The sequence below is a fragment of the Pantoea sp. B65 genome, from assembly GCF_047308185.1.
Taxonomy (GTDB): domain Bacteria; phylum Pseudomonadota; class Gammaproteobacteria; order Enterobacterales; family Enterobacteriaceae; genus Erwinia.
In genome coordinates, this window is the sequence record NZ_JAHXPU010000039.1 from 291,154 (window position 1) to 310,329 (window position 19,176).

A 19,176-nucleotide genomic window follows, 5' to 3' on the forward strand; every position below is an offset into this window, starting at 1 on the left:
TACCGTGAGGCGATATCGGCATAGACCCAGTCCCGGACACTGGCGGTTTTATCTGCGCACGCTATTACGCCAGACCGGCTGCGCCTGAAACAGACGCTGGCGCGGCGCCGCCGCCGGCAGTAACAGTTCGATAATCGCATCGGCCATATCCGCCAGCGGCTGAGCAAAGGTGGTCAGCTGATAGCCTTCCCAGCCCGCCTGTTCGATATCATCAAAACCAATCACACAGATATCTTCGGGAATGCGTAAGCCAAACTCATAGCGCGCCGCGTCAATAAAACCACAGGCGATCAGATCGGTAACGCAAAATACCCCGTCCGGCCGGAGGCCCTGCGCCAGCAGTTCGCGCGCCGCGGCCACGCCGGTCTGATAGCGGGTGGGACCCGCGCGCACTAAGCGGCACGGTTCAGGAGCCTCACTGGCCGCCGCAAGAAACTGGTTTTCGCGGATAACCATGCTCGGCGAGCGGACGGAAGAAGAGATCACCGCGAGACGCTGGCAGCCAGCCTGAAGCAGCATCTGGTAAGCATCGGCCATCACCGAGGTGTAATCGATCTCAATATTGTCCGCGCCGGTGAACTGCCCCATCCGGTTAATCAGGATCACCTGCTGGCCGCTTTGCAGACAGGTTTCCACCAGCGAACTCTGTGGCGTGCCTGACAGCACAATAGTGGCGGCGGCGCGGTAATTGAGGGTTTGTCGCAGCGCCGCATCGGCACTCTGCTCTCCACCATCGGTATTGATCACCATCACCGCACGCTGTGCCTGATGCAGGCGCCGGGAGATCTGGTCAAGCAGGCTCGCCTGATAAGGCGCGCTGAGGTTGCCGCCGAGGATACATACCGGGCGGCTGGCCTGTTTAGATAAGCCGCGCGCCAGATGATTAACGTGATAGTTTAGCGCTTCGGCGGCGGCCAGCACTTTGCGGCGCGTTTCAGCCGACACGCTGCTGCCGGGGGTAAAGGTGCGCGAAACCGCCGAACGGGAAACTCCCGCCAGGCGCGCGACTTCGGCGGCGCTGGCCATCGCTTTAACCATTATCTCGATACCTGTTGTGGGGGGTTATCGCGCCAGGCCTGAATGGACCGTCGCCAGAGCCTGTTCTATCTCAATCGCATGCTGCGCCAGTGCCACCAGTTCCGGCTTCGGCGTTTCGTGCCATTCATCCGCATGTAACTGACGTTTCGCATGGATATGAGCGATCGCCGCGGCTAACGTTGGATAGCGTTGCGGGCATTCGAGATGCATAAACAGCGCGACCAGCGCCACGGAACGACTGCGGCCGCCGCGGCAGTTGACCAGAATATTGCCGCGCTCCCGGTTGCGGTACGATGGTTTCTCCGGGATTTGTTGCAGCAGTGCGCAACGCATCAACTGATAGCCGGCATGCAGCATGGCTGGCGCATTGCCCGCACCATCAACTAATCCAAGCTTATAGTAGCGAATGGCCGCCGCGCCATGGTTAAGCTGGTGTGCGCTGCGACCGGCCTCCGGCGTGACAACCCAGTCGATATCCAGATTGACGGCGCAGTTAATGACGGTTTTGATGCCGTGCTGCTCCAGCAGCGCCAGGTCGCTCACTCCGTCGGCGCCGCCGATCCAGATATCCATTCCCCAGCCGGGAAAGTCGGATTCGATCAGGCTGATGGCCGGGCGCGTATAATGGGGAGCGCCAGCTGGCGCCGCAGTAAGGCTAACTTCTGCTGCGGCCACAGGGATCCCTGAAGCGCATGCCAGCGCATTGACCACCCCAGGCGCCGCCGCCAGCACCGGCAAACCATGGAATATGCCGGCGGCAGTGGTGGGGATAACGCCGGTGCAGCCACCCGCCTCTCGCACCAGCAGTAACCCGGCCAGACAATCCCAGGCATTCATATGTAATTCGGCATAGCCGTCAGTGCGGCCTTCTGCTACCCAGGCCAGCGCCAGCGCCCCTGATGCGCCACGCCTGACATTCGCGCCCTGAGCCAGCAGCGCGGCCATCACATCCAGATAGCGCTGCTGCCTGACGCGGGTGGACCAGCCGAGCTCAAAAGTGGCGTTACGTGGGTTATCGGTTCTGGCGACATGCAACGGCCGGCCATTTTTCTCTGCGTAGTGGCCGCGGCGCGCCAGATACAGCTCCTCGCTCGCCGGGTTGTAAATCGCCCCCAGTTCAGTAATACCCTCGCTGACCCAGGCGATGGCGACGCAAAAGTGCTCAATACCGCGGGCAAAATTGGCCGTGCCGTCGATGGGATCGACCACCCACAGGCTGGCGGCTGAACAGCTGGCGCTGCCGGTTTCCTCACCCAACAGGGTATCTTGCGGAAATGCCGCGGCGATCGCCTGGCGGATCTGCTGTTCCACCAGGGTATCGGCTTCGGTGAGGAAGTCCTGGTGGCCTTTAAGCGAAAACTCGCCCGGCTGGCGGCTACGGAAGTGACGCAGGGCGGTAGCGCCAGCGTCGAGAATAATACGTTTTAAAGCGGCTTCCCGCTGCCCGAGGTTAATCTGTGTCAAAGCGTCGCTCCCGATGACAAAATAGCGGAGAACGCCACAGACGCTCTCCGGTTGGCGGTGTTATTTCTGGTAGTTCAGATTCCACAGATCCTGCCAGTCCTGACGGCTTTGCCAGTCGGTTTTTGCCGTTGCGGTGTGATATACCATTAGCTCATTACGATACTTTTCGATACCGGAAGCTTCGTTTGCCGGCAGTTTTATCGTCTGGTTCGTGGACATTTTGCCATCCACGCCTTGCGGGGCAATGCCTTCGGCCGTCATCAGGTAATGGATAAACAGCTTCGCCGCATGCGGGCTGTGGCTGCCGCTGGCCACGACCCCGAGGCTGGGGTAATTCCAGCCGATAACCGGCTTCATACCGCTGCAAAGGCCCAGCTTCATACCCTGTTGGTTATCACGAAATTTAGCGGTGGAAACCAGCCCGACGAAATCGCCTTTGCCATCTGGTGCGCCAATGGCTTCCGCCGCGTCGTTATCGGAGTGCGTCAGCAGTGGGTTGTTGGCTGCCAGCGCTTTAACAAACGCCGCTGTGGCTGAGCTTTCGCCGCTCTGCAGCGGTTTGCCAAACTCCTGTTGATAAGCATCACGTACCTGCTGGTCGTAGTGGGTTGCCATCTGGCTGAACCAGTCGGTATAGGCTGGCTTACTGGTTGGGTCCTGCATGGCGACTTTACCGCGCCACTTCGCTTCGGTCAGTTGCCAGATATTGGTGATCGGGCAGCTGCTGTAATGGGTCGTGTTGTAGGCAAAAACGTTTGGCGCCAGAACTACCGTGAGCGGCTGCTGGTAGTCTGTGGGGATATTGGCTTTGATGTCATCCGGTACCCAGCTTTGCACATAACCTTTATTCAATAACTGCTCAATACCGGCTGGTGCATCTTCGATGATCGCCACATCGGCTTTGACATTGTTTGCCTGCGCTTCACGGCTAATGATTTCGATAATTTGCGGCGCATCGGCTTTAACGCCCACGGCGTTAACGCCATATTGCTGGCTGAAGTCTTTTGCCTGCGCCACGATTTTGCCGGTTGAGGCGTAGACGGTGATCGGCGCTTCTTTTTTGGCGGCGGCGATCAGCGCCTGCAAATCGACGGCATCTGCGGCACTGGCTGTATGGGTGATGCAACTGGTGGCCAGGATCAGGCTGGTTAACAATTTATGGTTCATCATATTTCCCTGAGTGGTGAGTTTGGTTACCGGTTTTACTGTGGCCGTCATTCGCTGGCGCAAAGTTCCTGGCGTTGTCCCTGTTGATTGAAAAAGTGCAATGAAGCATGCGGCAGCAGACAGTGCACTTGCTGGTTGGCCTGCCAGCGCGGACGCAATTGCGTTGAGTGGAACAGGCGGTCGCCACCGCTGACCAGTTCAATCACCCAACTGCCGCCGGTGGGTATAATATTGTCGATAATCATTGGCACGCTATCGCTGTGCGGCTGTGCCGACAGCGCAATCTCTTCGGGGCGAATGCCGCAAATATGCAGCGCTTTGGGCCGGGAAAGGCGCTGCTGGATATGTGTGGCCAGTGCGCTGGCAGGCTGATCAAGCGGGATCATGTTCAGTTTTGGCGTGCCGATAAACTCTGCGACAAAGCGGTTGGCGGGCCTGGCGTAAATCTCATCCGGCGTGCCAACCTGCTGTAAATGCCCGGCGCTCATCACCGCAATGCGGGTGGCCAGCGTCATGGCTTCCCATTGATCGTGACTGACAAAGACGATAGTGGTGCCAAAGGTTTCGTGCAGGCGGCGCAGTTCGGCACGCATCTCCAGCCGCAGAGTGGCGTCCAGATTGGATAATGGCTCGTCGAGCAGCAGCACCCCGGGATTGACGACCAGCATCCGCGCCAGCGCCACACGCTGCTGCTGGCCACCCGACAGCTGGGCCGGATAACGGCTGGCATACCCGGCGATGCGCAGTTTTTCCATCACATCCAGACAACGTGCGATGCGTTCAGCGGCCGGCACTTTTTGCAACCGCAGACCGAAATCAACATTCTGCTCAACGGTCATATGCGGCCACAGGGCGTAGCTCTGAAACACCAGGCCGACGCGACGTTGTTCAGGCGGAACAAAGGTGGCCCGGGCGACGGAATCCATCAGTGTATCGCCAATGCTGATTTCGCCGCCGCTGGCGTGTTCAATGCCGGCAATCATGCGCAGAATGGTGGTTTTACCGCAGCCGGATGGGCCAAGCAGGCACATAAACTCGCCGTCGTTGACCGTCAGGTTGATAGCGTCCACGGCAGGCTGTGCGGCGCCGGGCCAGGTTTTTGTCAGGTTATGCAGGGTAATCACAGGCATTTCAGTTCTCCAAACCTTCAGCCAGACCGGTACCGGATATTTTCTGGATCAGTACCGTTCCGGCCCATGAAATTAGCGCGATCATTAATACGACGGCGTTGGCGGCTTGCTGGTAGTTATAATCAATCAGGCGCAAGGAATAGGTGGTAAGCACGTCAGTGGCCGGGATCGCCAGAATGATGAACAGGCTGACGCCTTTAATACCCGAAATAAACGGCAGCAGGATGCCGGTGGTCAGCGGTGCGGCCTGTATCGGGATCACAATCCGCCCGATACGGGTGAACCATCCGGCGCCAGCAATGCGCGCGGCTTCCTCCGGTTCTTTGCCCAGCTGTGTCATCGCAGCAATCCCCGAACGGCTGGCATAGGGCATTTTTTCCGCGATTAAGGCCATCACCAGAATGATCGGCGTGCCATACAGGGCGGGCAGCGGGCCACGGGCGATGGCAAACAGCGACAGGAAGGCGGCGGCAAAGGCAATGCCGGGAACCAGGTAGGGCAGAAAGGTGATCTGGCGCAGAAACCCACCGACCCAGCGTATGGAGCAGCGGATCACCGCATAGCCCACCAGTAAACCCAGCACGCCAGAGGTCAGCGAGGCGGAACCGACAATCACGACGGTATTGAGCAGCGCGCGCCAGAACTCAGGCGTCAGCAAAATCCCGTTATGCAGGGCCACCGTATCGAGGTTGTGCCCAATCCAGAAATCAAAGGTAAAGTTATCGGCGCTGAAACGACCCGGCACCTTCATAATGGTGGAAAAAAACAGGGTAAGCAGCGGAATGGCAACGCCCGGAAGCACAAAAATCAGCGGGATAATGGCAGTAGTAAAACGCCAGCGGCCAAGATGACGACGGCGATCCATGCCGCTTTTGCCGCCGACCGTCACAAAACGTTTGGCTTCGCGCAGCATACGCATATCCAGTAGCAGCGTGATCATGCCCATCAGCATAATCACCGCCGCAATAACCGCTGCCACACCGTTCTGGCGCGATCCCAGCGCGCGGTATAAGCCAGTGGACAGCGTATCAAAATGGACGGGCAGGCCGAGAATATAAGGAATGGCGAACTCGCCGATACAGTCAGCAAAAATGAGTAGGGCGGCGGATAGCAACGCCGGACGTACCAGCGGCACAATAATCTTCAGCGCAATAATCCGCCGCGATGCGCCAAGTACCCGGGCGCAATCTTCCAGCTGGGTGTCCATGCGTTTCAGGGCGTTGCCGACGATCAGGATCACCAGCGGCGAGTAGTGCAGCACCATAATCGCCACGACCGGGAAATAGCCATAAGCCAGCCAGTTCGGGGTATGGATACCAAGCGTTTCCAGCCAGCCGGGTTGGCCGCCGACGGTATGGTTTTTAAAAATCGTGGTCCAGGCAAGGGCAAAGGTCCAGGATGGCAACATAAATGGCACAATGAGCAGCGTCGCGAACCCTTTGCGCCCGGCCATATCGGTGCGGTTAACCAGCCAGGCTAAGGTCACACCAATCGTCAGCGCCGCCAGCATGGTGCTGGTCGCGACGGCAAGGGTATTGATGAGCGGTGTCCACAGCAGCAGTCCGGACATGCGTGAGGCGAGGGTACGCAGCAGATAGTAAGGCGTAAAGGCGCCTTCGGCAGCCTGGACGCGCGCGCTGTCACCGTTTTGCACCACGATGGCATCCAGCAGGATGGATAATACCGGCGCCAGAATAATCCACGTAAAAAGTACGATCAGCAGGATACCAATCAGATTTGCCGGTTCGTGACGGGCGATGGCCAGCGTATGTCGTAACTTACACCACCATGAGGGTTCTGGCCGGGTAACTGCTTCAGCGCTCACTGAGATATTCCTTTTCTGGTTTCAGACAGGAAGGAATATATCGGCGCTTTATGACGCTTCGGTGACCGTATTGCACATATGTGCAATTTTTTTCACTCTGGCCTGAGTCGTGACGCCACTGAAAACCGCAAACCTACTTTGCCGCATAAAAAGCGGCGACAGGTGATGTTCACCGCATTTTTGCACCATCGGGGTGCGCAGCCCCACTTTCGTGCAGCTATGCTTAAGATTCTGGACGGTAAGGACACCGCGCATCCCAGCCAGCCACCTGATGGCTACTCTCTCCTCAGATAGTCAACAAGCAGGCCTGATGAATGGCGATATCTCCGCGGGGTTCCCCGCAGAGGGCGCATTTCAAAAAGAATTTGTCTGTTTTTGGCTGCCTGGCGGAGTTTTTGCTTAATAAATATCAGCCGTTCGCGGCCCGCTCGTAACCCAATGTATTGACGAAGTAAGTGATTTCTCCCGCGCCACTGATGGGCGCCTGGTTATTAACCGTGCTGAGGAATACCCGAATGTCTTTGAAATTGATTAAGTTACCGCTTCAAGTAGCCATTGCTGGTTGTTTAAGTACGGCGTTATATGCGCATGCGGATGTGATGATCGGCGTCGCCGGCCCCTTTACCGGCCCCAACGCTACTTACGGTGCGCAATACTGGAAAGGCGCCTCACAAGCTGTGGCCGATATTAATGCGGCTGGCGGCATTAAAGGCGAAAAAATTGTGCTGGTGCAAGGGGATGACGCCTGTGAACCGAAACAGGCGGTGGCGGTGGCTAACCGTATGGTGGATGAATCAAAAGTCTCTGCCGTGGTCGGACACTTCTGTTCCTCTTCAACCATGCCGGCCTCGGAAGTGTATGACGAAGCGGGTGTGCTGACTATTACCCCCGGATCGACCAATCCGCAAATCACTGAGCGCGGTATGAAAGGCATGTTTCGTATGTGCGGCCGTGACGACCAGCAGGGTGTCGTAGCCGCTGACTACATGCTGGACGTGCTGAAAGCGAAAAAAATTGCGGTGATCCATGACAAAGATACCTACGGCCAGGGGCTGGCCGACGCAACAAAAGCGGCGCTGGAAAAACGCGGCACCAAAGAAGTGCTATATGAAGGCTTATCACGCGGTGAAAAAGATTTTAATGCCCTGGTCACCAAAATCGGTGCGCTGAAACCGGATGTGGTGTACTTCGGCGGCTGCCATCCGGAAGCCGGTCCGCTGGTGCGCCAGATGCGTGAGCAGGGGGTTCAGGCAAAATTCTTCTCTGGTGACTGTGTGGTCACTGCGGAAATGGTCACCGCCGCCGGTGGCCCGCAGTATACCAAAGGCGTATTGATGACCTTTGGTAATGACCCGCGCACCATTCCGGCCGGCAAATCAGTGATTGAAAAATTCCGCGCCAGCGGATTTGAGCCGGAAGGCTACACGCTGTATGCCTATGCCTCGATTCAGGCTATCGCGGCCGCCTACAATGGCGCGGGAAAAGACAATACCAAAGCCAGTGAATGGCTGAAATCGCATACGGTCAATACCGTGATGGGACCGAAATCCTGGGATGGCAAGGGCGACCTGAAAGTCTCGGATTATGTGGTCTATCAGTGGGATGACAAAGGCCAGTACCACCAGCTGTAATCTTTCTGCAACGGTACTGACCCTCCGTTCTGCCGCCGGGTGGAACGTCGCGACACTGAAGGCAGCCAGGGTGGTTTAGCCTTGCTGCCTTATCACAGGCGAGACTGTACATAATGGATGCTTTCTTTCTGCAACAGCTGGTCAACGGGCTGACGTTGGGCGCTGTGTATGGCCTGATTGCCATTGGCTACACCATGGTTTACGGCATTATCGGCATGATTAACTTCGCCCATGGCGAAGTCTATATGATCTCAGCTTACCTCTGCGCCATTGGCCTCGGGCTTCTTTCCTTCTTTGGCATTGACTCCTTTCCGCTACTGATCTTTGGCACCCTGATCTTCACGATAGTGGTGACCGGCGTCTACGGCTGGGTGATCGAGCGTATTGCTTATCGCCCGTTACGCAACTCCACACGGCTTGCGCCGCTGATCTCGGCCATCGGTATGTCGCTGATCCTGCAAAACTACGTACAGATCAGCCAGGGACCGAACCAGCAGGGGATCCCGACATTGCTGACCGGTGTATTGCGCTTTGATGTTGGCGATGGGGTGGTGCAAATCACCTGGACCAAAGTATTTATTCTGCTGGCGGCGATGGTGGGGATGGCGCTGCTGACCTGGATTATTCAGTTCACGCGCCTCGGGCGAATTTGCCGCGCGACCCAACAGGATCGCCGCATGGCGTCGATTCTGGGCATTAATACCGACCGGGTTATCTCGCTGGTGTTTGTTATCGGGGCGGCGATGGCCGGGCTGGCGGGAGTGCTGGTGACCATGAACTACGGCACTTTTGATTTCTATGCCGGATTTATCATCGGCATCAAAGCTTTTACGGCAGCGGTGCTGGGGGGAATTGGCTCGTTGCCCGGCGCGATGCTCGGCGGTTTACTGCTGGGGGTTGCTGAGGCGCAGTTTGCCGGGCTGGTGAACTCTGATTACAAAGATGTTTTCTCGTTTGCCTTGCTGATCGTAATTTTGATTTTTCGCCCTCAGGGGCTATTGGGACGTCCAATGGTGGCTAAGGTTTGAGGGATAAACGATGACAGATGCTGCGTTGAAGTCGGGGCCGGATATCAGGCAATGCCTGATTGATACGGTATTAGCCGGGTTGTGCGCCCTGGTGGTGTTTGGGCCGATCGTCGGGATCGTGTTAAAGGGGTACAGTTTCACTCTCTCACCGCTGCGCGTGGCGGTGCTGGTAGGGGTAGTGATGGCCGGGCGCTTACTGTTAAGTCTGACGCTGCAAAGCAACCGCGGGCGCAAATTTGCCAGCCGTTTTGAACATGCCGACGATGGTGTGTATGTGCGCCCGGCAGACCATAAATCGCACCTGCGCTGGATTATTCCCCTGCTGCTGGTACTGGCGATGCTGTTTCCTTTGGTCGCGACCAAATACTTGTTAACCGTTGCTATTCTCGGCCTGATCTATGTGCTGCTCGGGCTGGGGCTGAATATTGTGGTCGGGCTGGCGGGGTTGCTGGATCTGGGGTATGTGGCGTTTTATGCCATTGGCGCTTATGGTCTGGCGCTTGGCTACCAGTATCTCGGCCTGGGATTCTGGGCGATGTTGCCGCTTGGCGCCATGATGGCGGCGCTGGCGGGGGCATTACTGGGTTTTCCGGTGCTGCGCATGCATGGCGACTATCTGGCGATAGTGACCCTGGGCTTTGGTGAAATTATTCGTCTGGTACTGAATAACTGGCTGAGCTTCACCGGCGGGCCGAACGGCGTATCGGTTCCTGCTCCCACCTTGTTCGGTCTGGAGTTCGCCCGCCGCGCAAAGGAGGGCGGGATACCGATCCATGAATTTCTGCATACTACATACAATCCTAACCTGAAATTTATCTTTATCTACGCGGTTCTGATTCTGGTGGTGTTGCTGGTGCTGTTTATCAAACACCGTCTGACACGTATGCCGATAGGCCGGGCCTGGGAAGCACTGCGTGAAGATGAGATCGCCTGCCGTTCGCTGGGGCTGAACCATGTGCTGGTGAAGCTTTCGGCTTTTATGATCGGCGCGTCTACCGCCGGGGTGGCTGGGGTATTCTTTGCCAGCTACCAGGGGTTTGTTAACCCGACCTCCTTCACCTTCTTTGAATCGGCGCTGATCCTTGCCATTGTGGTGCTGGGCGGCATGGGGTCGACGCTGGGGGTGGTGCTGGCGGCATTTGTGCTAACGGTGGCGCCGGAACTGCTGCGCAGCTTTGCCGAGTATCGGGTGCTGTTATTTGGTGTCCTGATGGTGCTGATGATGATCTGGCGGCCGCGCGGTCTGGTGCGTACCAGCCGTGCCGGTGTCGCTATCCGTAAAGGAGTGGCGCCATGAGTGACAGTATTTTACGCGTCGAACATCTGATGATGCACTTCGGCGGGATCAGGGCGTTGAATGACGTCAACCTTGAGGTTGAACGTGGCTCGATAACTGCGCTGATTGGGCCGAACGGCGCCGGGAAAACCACGGTGTTTAACTGCCTGACCGGATTTTACCAGGCCTCCGGCGGCGCGATTGTCCTTAACGCGCAATCGCGCACGACGGATGTGATTCAGGTGCTGGGGCAGAAAATTCGTCCGGCGGATTTTCTGCATCCTGCGCGGCTGGGGTCGCGTATTTACTACAAAATGTTTGGCGGCACCCACCTGGTGAACCGCGCCGGACTGGCGCGCACCTTCCAGAATATTCGGTTATTTCGTGAAATGTCGGTGGTGGAAAATCTGATGGTCGCCCAGCATATGCAGGCAAATCGCAACCTGATTGCCGGGATCCTGAATACTCCGGCTTACCGCAAGGCCGAAAATCAGGCGCTGGATCGGGCTTTTTACTGGCTGGAAGTGGTGGAACTGGTGGACTGCGCCAATCGGCTGGCGGGGACGCTCTCTTACGGCCAGCAACGCCGGCTGGAGATTGCCCGCGCCATGTGTACCGGGCCGGAAATGATCTGTCTTGACGAGCCCGCTGCCGGTCTGAACCCGGTTGAAACTCAGGCGCTCAGTCGCATTGTGCGCGTACTGCGCCAGCAACAGGGCGTGACGGTACTGCTAATTGAACATGATATGGGCATGGTAATGGAGATTTCCGATCACGTCATTGTGCTTGACCATGGGGATGTTATCGCCCGTGGCGCACCGCAAGAGATTCAGAGCAATGCCAGTGTTATTGCCGCCTATCTGGGCACCGACGAAGAGGAGATCGCCGGATGAGCCAGCCTTTACTGGAATTTCGCCACGTCGATGTATTTTATGGCCCGATTCAGGCGTTAAAAGCGATCTCGCTGACGGTGAATGAAGGGGAAACCGTCTCGCTGATTGGGGCCAATGGCGCCGGAAAATCCACCTTACTGATGTCGATCTTTGGCCAACCGCGGATTGCCGCCGGGCAAATCTTTTACCGCGGTGAAGATATTAGCCGTAAATCAACCCATTTTATTGCCAGTAACGGCATCGCACAGGCGCCGGAAGGGCGGCGCATTTTCCCGGATATGACGGTGGAAGAGAATCTGCTAATGGGCACCATCCCGCTTGGCAACCGCTTTCAGAAGGAAGATAAGGCGCGCATGTACCAGCTTTTTCCGCGGCTGGAAGAGCGCCGCAGCCAGCGAGCCATGACCCTGTCAGGCGGTGAGCAGCAGATGCTGGCGATTGCCCGCGCACTGATGAGCCGCCCCAAATTACTGTTGCTGGATGAACCGAGTCTCGGGCTGGCGCCGCTGGTGGTGAAACAGATCTTTCAGATACTGCGCGATCTGACGCGGGAAGGGATGACGCTATTTTTAGTGGAGCAAAATGCCAACCACGCGCTAAAACTCTCCAACCGCGCCTATGTGCTGGTTAATGGCGAGATCCGTCTTAGCGGTAGCGGGCAGGAGCTGCTGGTCAATCCTGAGGTCAGAAAGGCCTATCTGGGCGGCACCTGATCTGAGGCTAAAAGCCCGCTAAGGTTTCCCAGGGCGGGCCGTATCAAAAGCCAGACTGATTGCCAGAACGGGTATTACATTGGATGCCTGGATGATAAGCGTTATTTTGATACCGAAAAGCATCAATATCCGGCTACGCGGGAATGGGCTGAGGCCATACATCGCCAGTGTCCCGCGGCGCAGGGGCTGGCGTGGATATCCCGGCAAGATGATTCCGCACGAGCTTTTTTTTCGGCGATCGCATTTCTGCCGGAAGTCTCCGGCAACAAGGTCATTCGCACAGCCTTTTATAAAATGCAGCAGCCTCGGATCAGGTGTCCGACCTCGCGGATCGGATTGGCGTCAGCATTGTGGCAGGGAAAAGCTAAACGGGCTGTTTCATCAGGCGGGCGGCAATAAGGCCATAGCCTCGCTGGCACAGCGAATTACAGCAGGCTATTGATCCACATCCACAGCGGCAGGGTTGCCATCGAGAGTAATGTCGTCAGACAAATGGCCGAACTGGTTATCTGGCTGTCTTGTTGCGAGCGCGAAAATCCCAGTACGTTGACGCCGGAAGGATTGGCGGCCATCAGCACCAGTACCCCACGTGGCATGCCACTGATATCAAGCAGCATACATACCAGCAGCACCAACAATGGCATGGCGGCCAGTTTGGCGACGGTAATACCGAGCACCCCGGCATTGGGACGTAGCCGGTAGCCGGAGAGGTTGGCCCCGAGCACGATCAGCGCGCAGGGCAACGCCGCCTGCGCCAGCCAGGTCGCCAGTTTCATACTCCACCCCGGCAGCATCAATCCCGACAGATTAACCGCCGTCCCCAATAGCAGTCCAACGATCATCGGGTTGGCGAGACTGGCGACCAGAACCGCGGGTTTAAATGGTTCGTTACCAGCGAGGCAGCTGTACAGGCTCTGAAAGCTGAACAGTAGCAGGCTGTGTACGGCGAGCACGGTGAACAGTAATACCAGACCGGCGCTGCCATACAGTCCGGCCACCATTGCCAGGCCGATGAGGGCATTATTGGAAAAGGAAGCGGTCAGGCCAAATGGCGTCGGGTGCCCGACAGCACGATGGCTGAACAGATTGACGAGGGCGAAAATAAATAATGCCGGAACGAAATATGCGGCCAGCAGCCTGATATCCAGGCCATCGTGCAGCGGCGCGTTAACCATTCCGGTAAACAGAACCATCGGCATAAACAGCTTAAAGGACAGGCCACCCAGCACTTTGTTGGCATGGGGATCGAGCGCCCCGCGGTGGGCCAGAACGTAACCCAGAATGATCAACAGAAACACCGGCAGGATGGTTTGCGGCACGCTCATAATAAATGGCCCCGGTAAAAGTAGATAAAGAATATTTTTACCGCAGCCTTTCCCCGCTGTCAGTGCAATTTTCGTGCTGCTGCTCTCCCTGGCATACTAATTGCTAACACCCTATAACCTGGTGTTAAGCGTATGCGGTTATGCGCACACCGTTCATTCCTCAGAGGTAAATCGAATGCAGTCGCTCAATCTGCGTCAGATTGAAGTATTTCGGGCGGTAATGATCACCGGTTCGATCAACGGTGCCGCACAACTGCTGTATGTGTCCCAACCAGCAGTCAGCAGGATGCTCTCCCACACCGAGGCGCGCATTGGCTTCCGACTGTTCGAGCGAGTGAAGGGAAGGCTCTATCCTTCACCGGAGGCGCGCTGTCTGTTCAATGATGTTGAGTCGGTGTATCGCGATATTCAGCGGGTGAACACCACGCTGCATAACCTGGTTCAGCAGCGCCACGGCGTGCTGCGTATTGCCAGCAGCCCCAGTCTGGGGCACCAATTGGTGCCAGATGCCATCGGTGCTTTCCGGCAGTGCAATGAAGATATCCTCGTCAGTCTGGAGTGCTTGCGCCATGTCCTGTTACGCGATCGGCTGCTTGATCAGCAGGCAGACCTCGGCATTTCGCTATTTCCAATTGATCATCCGAACCTGCGTGCTGTCCCGCTAAGTTATATCCGGGTGATGGTAGTGTGCCCGGCGGATCATCCGTTAACCCGGGTAGCGCTCAATGAATTACCTGATGCGCTGGCGGAGATGCCGTTTATCGGTTATTCCGCCGATACCCCCTTCCATAGCTTTATGAAACAGGCCTTCGAACGCGTAGGATTGCCATACCGGCCGAGTATTGATGTCGATTCTCCGCACCATGCCTGTGCGCTGGTGAAAAACGGCACCGGTTTTTCTGTCGTTGATGAAATATCCTTCCGTGCCTCGGGCGCCGATCGTATGGCGGTACTGCCGATACTCAATGAAGAGCGCCTGACCATCAGCCTGGTGCACCTGCGGCATGAACCGCTGGCGCAGTTTGCTCAGGTGTTTGTCGAACATCTGCGCAGCGCGCTGGCCGGGGGCGGATTCCACCTGTTCAATATGGATTAACTTCAGGTTAAGTAAGCACCACATATTGGTATACGACATACGGTCCTGAACCTCCCACAATGATCCTAAGCAACGCAAAAGGGTTACCGACACCGGGTCGGTCTTGTGGAGGAATAGTGCATGCGCGAAATGGTAATTGGCGGTGCTCAGTTGGGAGCGATTCAAAAAAGCGACTCAAGAGAGAGTGTGGTTCAGCGGATGCTGGCGTTACTGGAGCAGGCGCGGCGGCAGGGATGCGAACTGGTGGTGTTCCCTGAACTGGCTTTGACAACGTTTTTCCCCCGTTGGTATATGGAAGATCAGTGTGAAGTCGATAGCTGGTTTGAGCGTGAAATGCCGGGTGAAGTGACGCGTCCTTTGTTCGATTTTTCCCGCGCGCACGGTATTGCTATTACCTTTGGTTACGCTGAACTGACCCCTGATGGCCACCATTACAACACCTCAATCGTGACCGACCGGCAAGGCAATATCGTGGGTAAATACCGCAAAGTGCATCTGCCGGGGCATGTTGAATTCGACCCTCATCGTGATTTCCAGCATCTGGAAAAACGCTATTTCGAACCGGGCGATCTCGGTTTCCCGACCTGGGAAAACCTGGGCGCGGTGGTGGGTATGTGCATCTGCAATGATCGCCGCTGGCCGGAAACCTATCGGGTTATGGGGTTGCAAGGTGTGGAACTGATCACGCTGGGCTACAACACACCTTCAGTCAATTCACTGGACCGTGCCGAAGGTGAAAAGCAACGACTGTTCCATTCCGAACTCTGTATGCAGGCTGGCGCTTATCAGAATGCGAGCTGGGTAGTGGGGGTGGCGAAGGCCGGGGTAGAGGATGGTTTTCCCTTGATGGGCGGTAGTGTGATCGTGGATCCCAATGGTTTTGTGGTGGCCAGGGCCAGCGGGCAGGGCGATGAGTTGATCGCCCACCGTTGCGATCTGGACCTGTGCCAGTTTGGTAAAAACACTATTTTCAACTTTGCCCGTCACAGACGTATCGAACACTACGACATTATCACCCGCCAGACCGGCGTTGAACGCCCCTAACCCGGAGATAACACGCCATGCGTACCGTCTATCTGAATGGTGAGTTTATTGCGGAAAATGAAGCGAAGATTTCGATCTTCGACCGCGGTTTCACCTTCGCCGACGCCATCTATGAGGTGACCGCCGTACTGCAAGGCAAGCTGGTGGATTTCGATCTGCATCTCGCCCGTCTGCGCCGTTCGCTGGACGAGATGGCGCTGGCGTTGCCGCTTGATAACGCTGAGTTACTGGCGATCCATCGCGCGCTGATTGCCCATAACCACTTGCAGGAGGGACTAATCTACCTGCAGGTGAGCCGTGGCGTTGAAGACCGCAACTTTGCTTTTCCGCCCGCCGGTACCCCGCCGACGCTGGTGCTCTATACCCAGAGCAAAAATATACTTGCCAGCCCGCTGGCAGAGCAGGGGATAAACATTATCAGCCTGCCGGATTTGCGCTGGGGGCGCTGTGATATCAAGACTACGCAACTGTTGTACGCCTGTCTGGCGAAAGAACAGGCCAGACAACGCGGCGCTGACGACGCCTGGCTGATGAAGGACGGCTGGATCACCGAAGGCACATCCAACAATGTGTTTATCGTTACCGGCGATGGTGCAGTGGTCACGCGTGAGCTTTCACGGTTTCTGTTACCCGGTATCACCCGGGGTACGCTGATTGCCCTGCTCAGCCAGCACGGCCTGCGTCTCGAAGAGCGTGCCTGCACGCTGGATGAAGCCAGGGAGGCCGCAGAAGCCTTTATTACTTCATCCACCTCGTTTGTTTATCCGGTGGTGAGCATCGACGGTCAACCTGTCGGCGATGGTAAACCTGGCCCACTGACCCGGCGTTTACGCCAGCTGTATATCGATCATGCGCTGGCGCTAACTACCTGACGGCGGCAGGCCGCAGTTTCAGGCGTCCAGCGTTGTCTCATTACATTACACACAGCGAGTCCCGACACCAGGGGTTGCTATTTATTGGAGTGTTGAGAGTGAAACTATATCCTTCCCGTTCCTTGATCGCCTGCCTGTTGTCGATCTGCCTGAGCACAGCCATAAATGTCCCGTCCGCCATGGCGGCGGAGAAAACCCTGCATGCGGTAATGTCGTCTTCTTTGCGTGTGCTGGATCCGATTGCGACGACGGCGCAGATCACCCGTAATCATGGTTACATGATTTACGACACCCTGATTGGCATGGACGAAAACCTGACGCCTCAACCGCAAATGGCTGACTGGACCGTATCAGCGGATGGTCTGACCTTCACCTTTACCCTGCGCGACGGTCTGCTATGGCATGACGGCAAACCGGTGACCGCTACCGATTGTGTCGCCTCTCTCAAACGCTGGGCGCGTTACGATGTCGGCGGCCAGCTGATGATGAAGTACACAGACAGTATTACCGCCAGCGATGACAAAACCATCACGCTAAAGCTGGCGAAACCCTTCGGCTATGTACTGCAACTGCTGGCGAAGCCTTCGTCGGTAGCGGCATTTATGATGCCTGAGCGAGTGGCGAATACGCCTGAAGGCAAAATGATCACCGACTACACGGGTTCCGGTCCGTTTAAGTTTGTCACCAGTGAATTTGATCCCGGTAATCGCGTCGTTTACGAAAAATTCCAGCAATACGTGCCGCGCAAAGAACCGGCCAGCGGCACTGCCGGCGGCAAAGTCGTGAAGGTTGACCGTGTCGAATGGGTCAATATGCCGGACCGGATGACGGCAATCAATGCGTTATCATCCGGCGATATCGACTTTATCGAACAGTTGCCGATTGATCTGCTGCCAATGGTGCAGGCTGATCCAAACCTCAAATCCGGCACCCTGAGCAAATTGGGTTCGATGACCGGCGGCCGGATGAACTTCCTCTACCCGCCATTTGACAACCCTGATATCCGGCGCGCCGCTTTGCTGGCGATGAACCAGAAAGATGTGCTCGAGGCGTTGGTGGGTAATCCGCAGTACTTCAGGCTCTGTGCGTCGGTATTCGGCTGTGGCACCGCGCTGGAAACTCAGGCCGGCGGCGAGTCGCTGCTTAATGGCGGTAATCCTGAAGCGGCCAAAGCGCTGCTGCAGAAGGCCGGTTATGACGGTACGCCGGTGGTGATTATGCAGCCGACCGACGTGCCGAGTCAGGCGTCACAACCGGTGATCGCGGCTCAGGCATTGCGCAAGGCCGGGTTCAAAGTCGATTTGCAACCGATGGACTGGCAGACCCTGGTGTCGCGTCGCGCCAATCCGAATCCGCCGTCGCAGGGCGGCTGGAATCTGTTCTTCACCTACTGGAATGCGGAAACCATCTGGAACCCGGTGGTTAATCCGATGCTTGATGGCGGCGGACGCAAGGGAGCATGGTTTGGCTGGCCGACCGATCCGCAGATGGATCAGCTGAAAGTGGATTTCGCCACCGCCACCGATCCGGCGAAGCAGAAAGAGATCGCCGTGGCGATCCAGAAGCGCGCCATGGACCAGGTCAGCTACATTCCGCTGGGGCAGTTCTATGATGTGGCGGCGTGGAGCAGCCATATCAGCCATTTAATGACCGGCCCGTCTACGGTGTTCTGGAACGTCGAGAAAAGCGACTGATTGTCGGGTAAATACTACTTTCGGAGGTTCCTGTGTCTGGTTACTTTATTCGTCGCGTGCTGGCGGCCATCCCGGTGATGTTGGTGGTGGCGCTGTTTGTCTTCCTGTTGTTGCGGTTGTCGCCGGGCGATCCAGCGGCAATTATTGCCGGCGATATGGCGACCCCGCAACAGCTGGCAGCGATCCGTGAAAGTCTGGGATTGAATCAGCCATTGTACCAGCAATTTTTTGTCTGGCTCTCGCAGCTGTTGCATGGCGACTTCAGCACCTCCCTGATGGCGCACACACCGGTGCTGACCATGATTGGTCAGCGTCTGGAACCGACCCTGAGTCTGGCGCTGGTAGCCATTACCTTCACTATTCTGATCTCGGTACCGCTGGGAGTTCTGGCGGCGTGGCAACACGGTAGCTGGATCGACAATCTGGTGATGTCCTCGTCGGTGGTAGGGTTCTCGGTGCCGGTGTTTGTGATTGGTTACCTGTTAAGCACTCTGTTTGCCATTGAGCTGAAATGGTTGCCGGTACAGGGATTTAGCAGCATCACCCATGGGGTCTGGCCGTTCGCACAGCGTATTATCCTGCCGGCATTAACCTTGTCCTCCGTGTATATCGCCCTGGTAGCGCGGATGACCCGCGCCAGCGTGCTGGACGTGTTGGGTGAAGACTATATCCGCACCGCTCGCGCGAAGGGATTGTCGGAGATCCATGTGCTGTTTCGCCATGCGCTGCGTAACTCGATGATCCCGATCCTGACGGTGATCGGTACCGGTTTCGCACTGATGATTTCCGGCGTGGTGGTGACCGAAAGCGTATTTAATATTCCGGGGCTGGGGCGGTTGATTGTCGATGCGGTACTGGCTCGCGACTACCCGGTGATCCAGGGGATGATCCTATTGACCAGCGGGGTGTACGTCATCATCAATCTGCTGATCGACCTGTCCTACGCGCTGAGCGATCCGCGCATTCGTTATTAAGGGGAT

At 56.8% G+C, this 19,176-nt stretch carries 16 protein-coding genes; 10 read left to right on the forward strand and 6 right to left on the reverse strand.

Translation table 11 applies throughout. The annotated features are described in order from the left end of the window. Positions 1-48: 48 nt before the first annotated feature. Genes JWF83_RS19595 through JWF83_RS19615 form a run of 5 tightly spaced genes read right to left on the reverse strand, consistent with a single transcriptional unit; the run spans position 49 to position 6,624 of the window. A complete protein-coding gene (locus tag JWF83_RS19595) occupies positions 49-1,038 on the reverse strand; it encodes a LacI family DNA-binding transcriptional regulator (protein ID WP_413652085.1) in 990 nt (329 codons plus the stop codon). Between the two features lie 24 nt (positions 1,039-1,062). Then, positions 1,063-2,502, reverse strand: a complete 1,440-nt coding sequence (locus JWF83_RS19600; protein ID WP_413652086.1) for an inositol monophosphatase family protein — start codon at positions 2,500-2,502, stop codon at positions 1,063-1,065. Positions 2,503-2,562: 60 nt separating this feature from the next. After that, positions 2,563-3,720, reverse strand: coding sequence for an ABC transporter substrate-binding protein (locus JWF83_RS19605; RefSeq protein ID WP_413652087.1), 1,158 nt, complete (start codon positions 3,718-3,720; stop codon positions 2,563-2,565). Continuing rightward, the gene (locus JWF83_RS19610; RefSeq protein ID WP_413652088.1) at positions 3,717-4,799 is read right to left on the reverse strand and encodes an ABC transporter ATP-binding protein; all 1,083 of its coding nucleotides are present in this window, start codon (positions 4,797-4,799) and stop codon (positions 3,717-3,719) included. Before JWF83_RS19610 ends, JWF83_RS19605 begins: the two co-directional genes overlap by 4 nt. 1 nt (position 4,800) lies before the next feature. Next, positions 4,801-6,624 (reverse strand): ABC transporter permease, encoded by a 1,824-nt coding sequence (locus tag JWF83_RS19615; protein ID WP_413652089.1) that lies wholly within the window; start codon positions 6,622-6,624, stop codon positions 4,801-4,803. Positions 6,625-7,139: 515 nt separating this feature from the next. Between JWF83_RS19615 and JWF83_RS19620 the strand changes: the two genes are divergently transcribed. From JWF83_RS19620 to JWF83_RS19640, 5 genes are all read left to right on the forward strand, one after another. Beyond that, complete coding sequence (locus JWF83_RS19620; protein WP_413652090.1) at positions 7,140-8,255, forward strand: branched-chain amino acid ABC transporter substrate-binding protein; 1,116 nt, start codon at positions 7,140-7,142, stop codon at positions 8,253-8,255. Positions 8,256-8,368: 113 nt separating this feature from the next. After that, entirely contained in the window at positions 8,369-9,283 is a 915-nt protein-coding gene (locus JWF83_RS19625; protein WP_413652091.1) for an ABC transporter permease subunit, read from the forward strand. Positions 9,284-9,293: 10 nt separating this feature from the next. Further along, complete coding sequence (gene livM / locus JWF83_RS19630; protein ID WP_413652092.1) at positions 9,294-10,580, forward strand: high-affinity branched-chain amino acid ABC transporter permease LivM; 1,287 nt, start codon at positions 9,294-9,296, stop codon at positions 10,578-10,580. Then, complete coding sequence (locus JWF83_RS19635; RefSeq protein ID WP_413652093.1) at positions 10,577-11,452, forward strand: ABC transporter ATP-binding protein; 876 nt, start codon at positions 10,577-10,579, stop codon at positions 11,450-11,452. Before livM ends, JWF83_RS19635 begins: the two co-directional genes overlap by 4 nt. Beyond that, positions 11,449-12,165 carry an ABC transporter ATP-binding protein gene (locus JWF83_RS19640; protein WP_413652094.1) on the forward strand — a complete coding sequence of 239 codons (717 nt, stop codon included), beginning with the start codon at positions 11,449-11,451 and terminating at the stop codon, positions 12,163-12,165. The genes JWF83_RS19635 and JWF83_RS19640 overlap by 4 nt, the downstream gene beginning before the upstream one ends. A 425-nt stretch (positions 12,166-12,590) precedes the next feature. Here the strand turns inward: JWF83_RS19640 and JWF83_RS19645 are convergent, their stop codons facing one another. After that, positions 12,591-13,490 carry an AEC family transporter gene (locus JWF83_RS19645; RefSeq protein ID WP_413652095.1) on the reverse strand — a complete coding sequence of 300 codons (900 nt, stop codon included), beginning with the start codon at positions 13,488-13,490 and terminating at the stop codon, positions 12,591-12,593. 175 nt (positions 13,491-13,665) lie between these two features. Between JWF83_RS19645 and JWF83_RS19650 the strand changes: the two genes are divergently transcribed. From JWF83_RS19650 to JWF83_RS19670, 5 genes are all read left to right on the forward strand, one after another. Continuing rightward, positions 13,666-14,586, forward strand: a complete 921-nt coding sequence (locus tag JWF83_RS19650; RefSeq protein WP_413652096.1) for a LysR family transcriptional regulator — start codon at positions 13,666-13,668, stop codon at positions 14,584-14,586. Between the two features lie 120 nt (positions 14,587-14,706). Next, entirely contained in the window at positions 14,707-15,630 is a 924-nt protein-coding gene (locus JWF83_RS19655; protein WP_413652097.1) for an N-carbamoyl-D-amino-acid hydrolase, read from the forward strand. A gap of 17 nt (positions 15,631-15,647) precedes the next feature. Further along, a complete protein-coding gene (locus JWF83_RS19660) occupies positions 15,648-16,502 on the forward strand; it encodes a D-amino-acid transaminase (RefSeq protein WP_413652098.1) in 855 nt (284 codons plus the stop codon). Positions 16,503-16,600: 98 nt separating this feature from the next. Continuing rightward, on the forward strand, positions 16,601-18,196 hold the full coding sequence (locus JWF83_RS19665) for an ABC transporter substrate-binding protein (RefSeq protein WP_413652099.1): 1,596 nt from the start codon (positions 16,601-16,603) through the stop codon (positions 18,194-18,196). 32 nt (positions 18,197-18,228) lie between these two features. Then, on the forward strand, positions 18,229-19,170 hold the full coding sequence (locus JWF83_RS19670) for an ABC transporter permease (protein ID WP_413652100.1): 942 nt from the start codon (positions 18,229-18,231) through the stop codon (positions 19,168-19,170). The last annotated feature ends 6 nt before the right edge of the window (positions 19,171-19,176 follow it).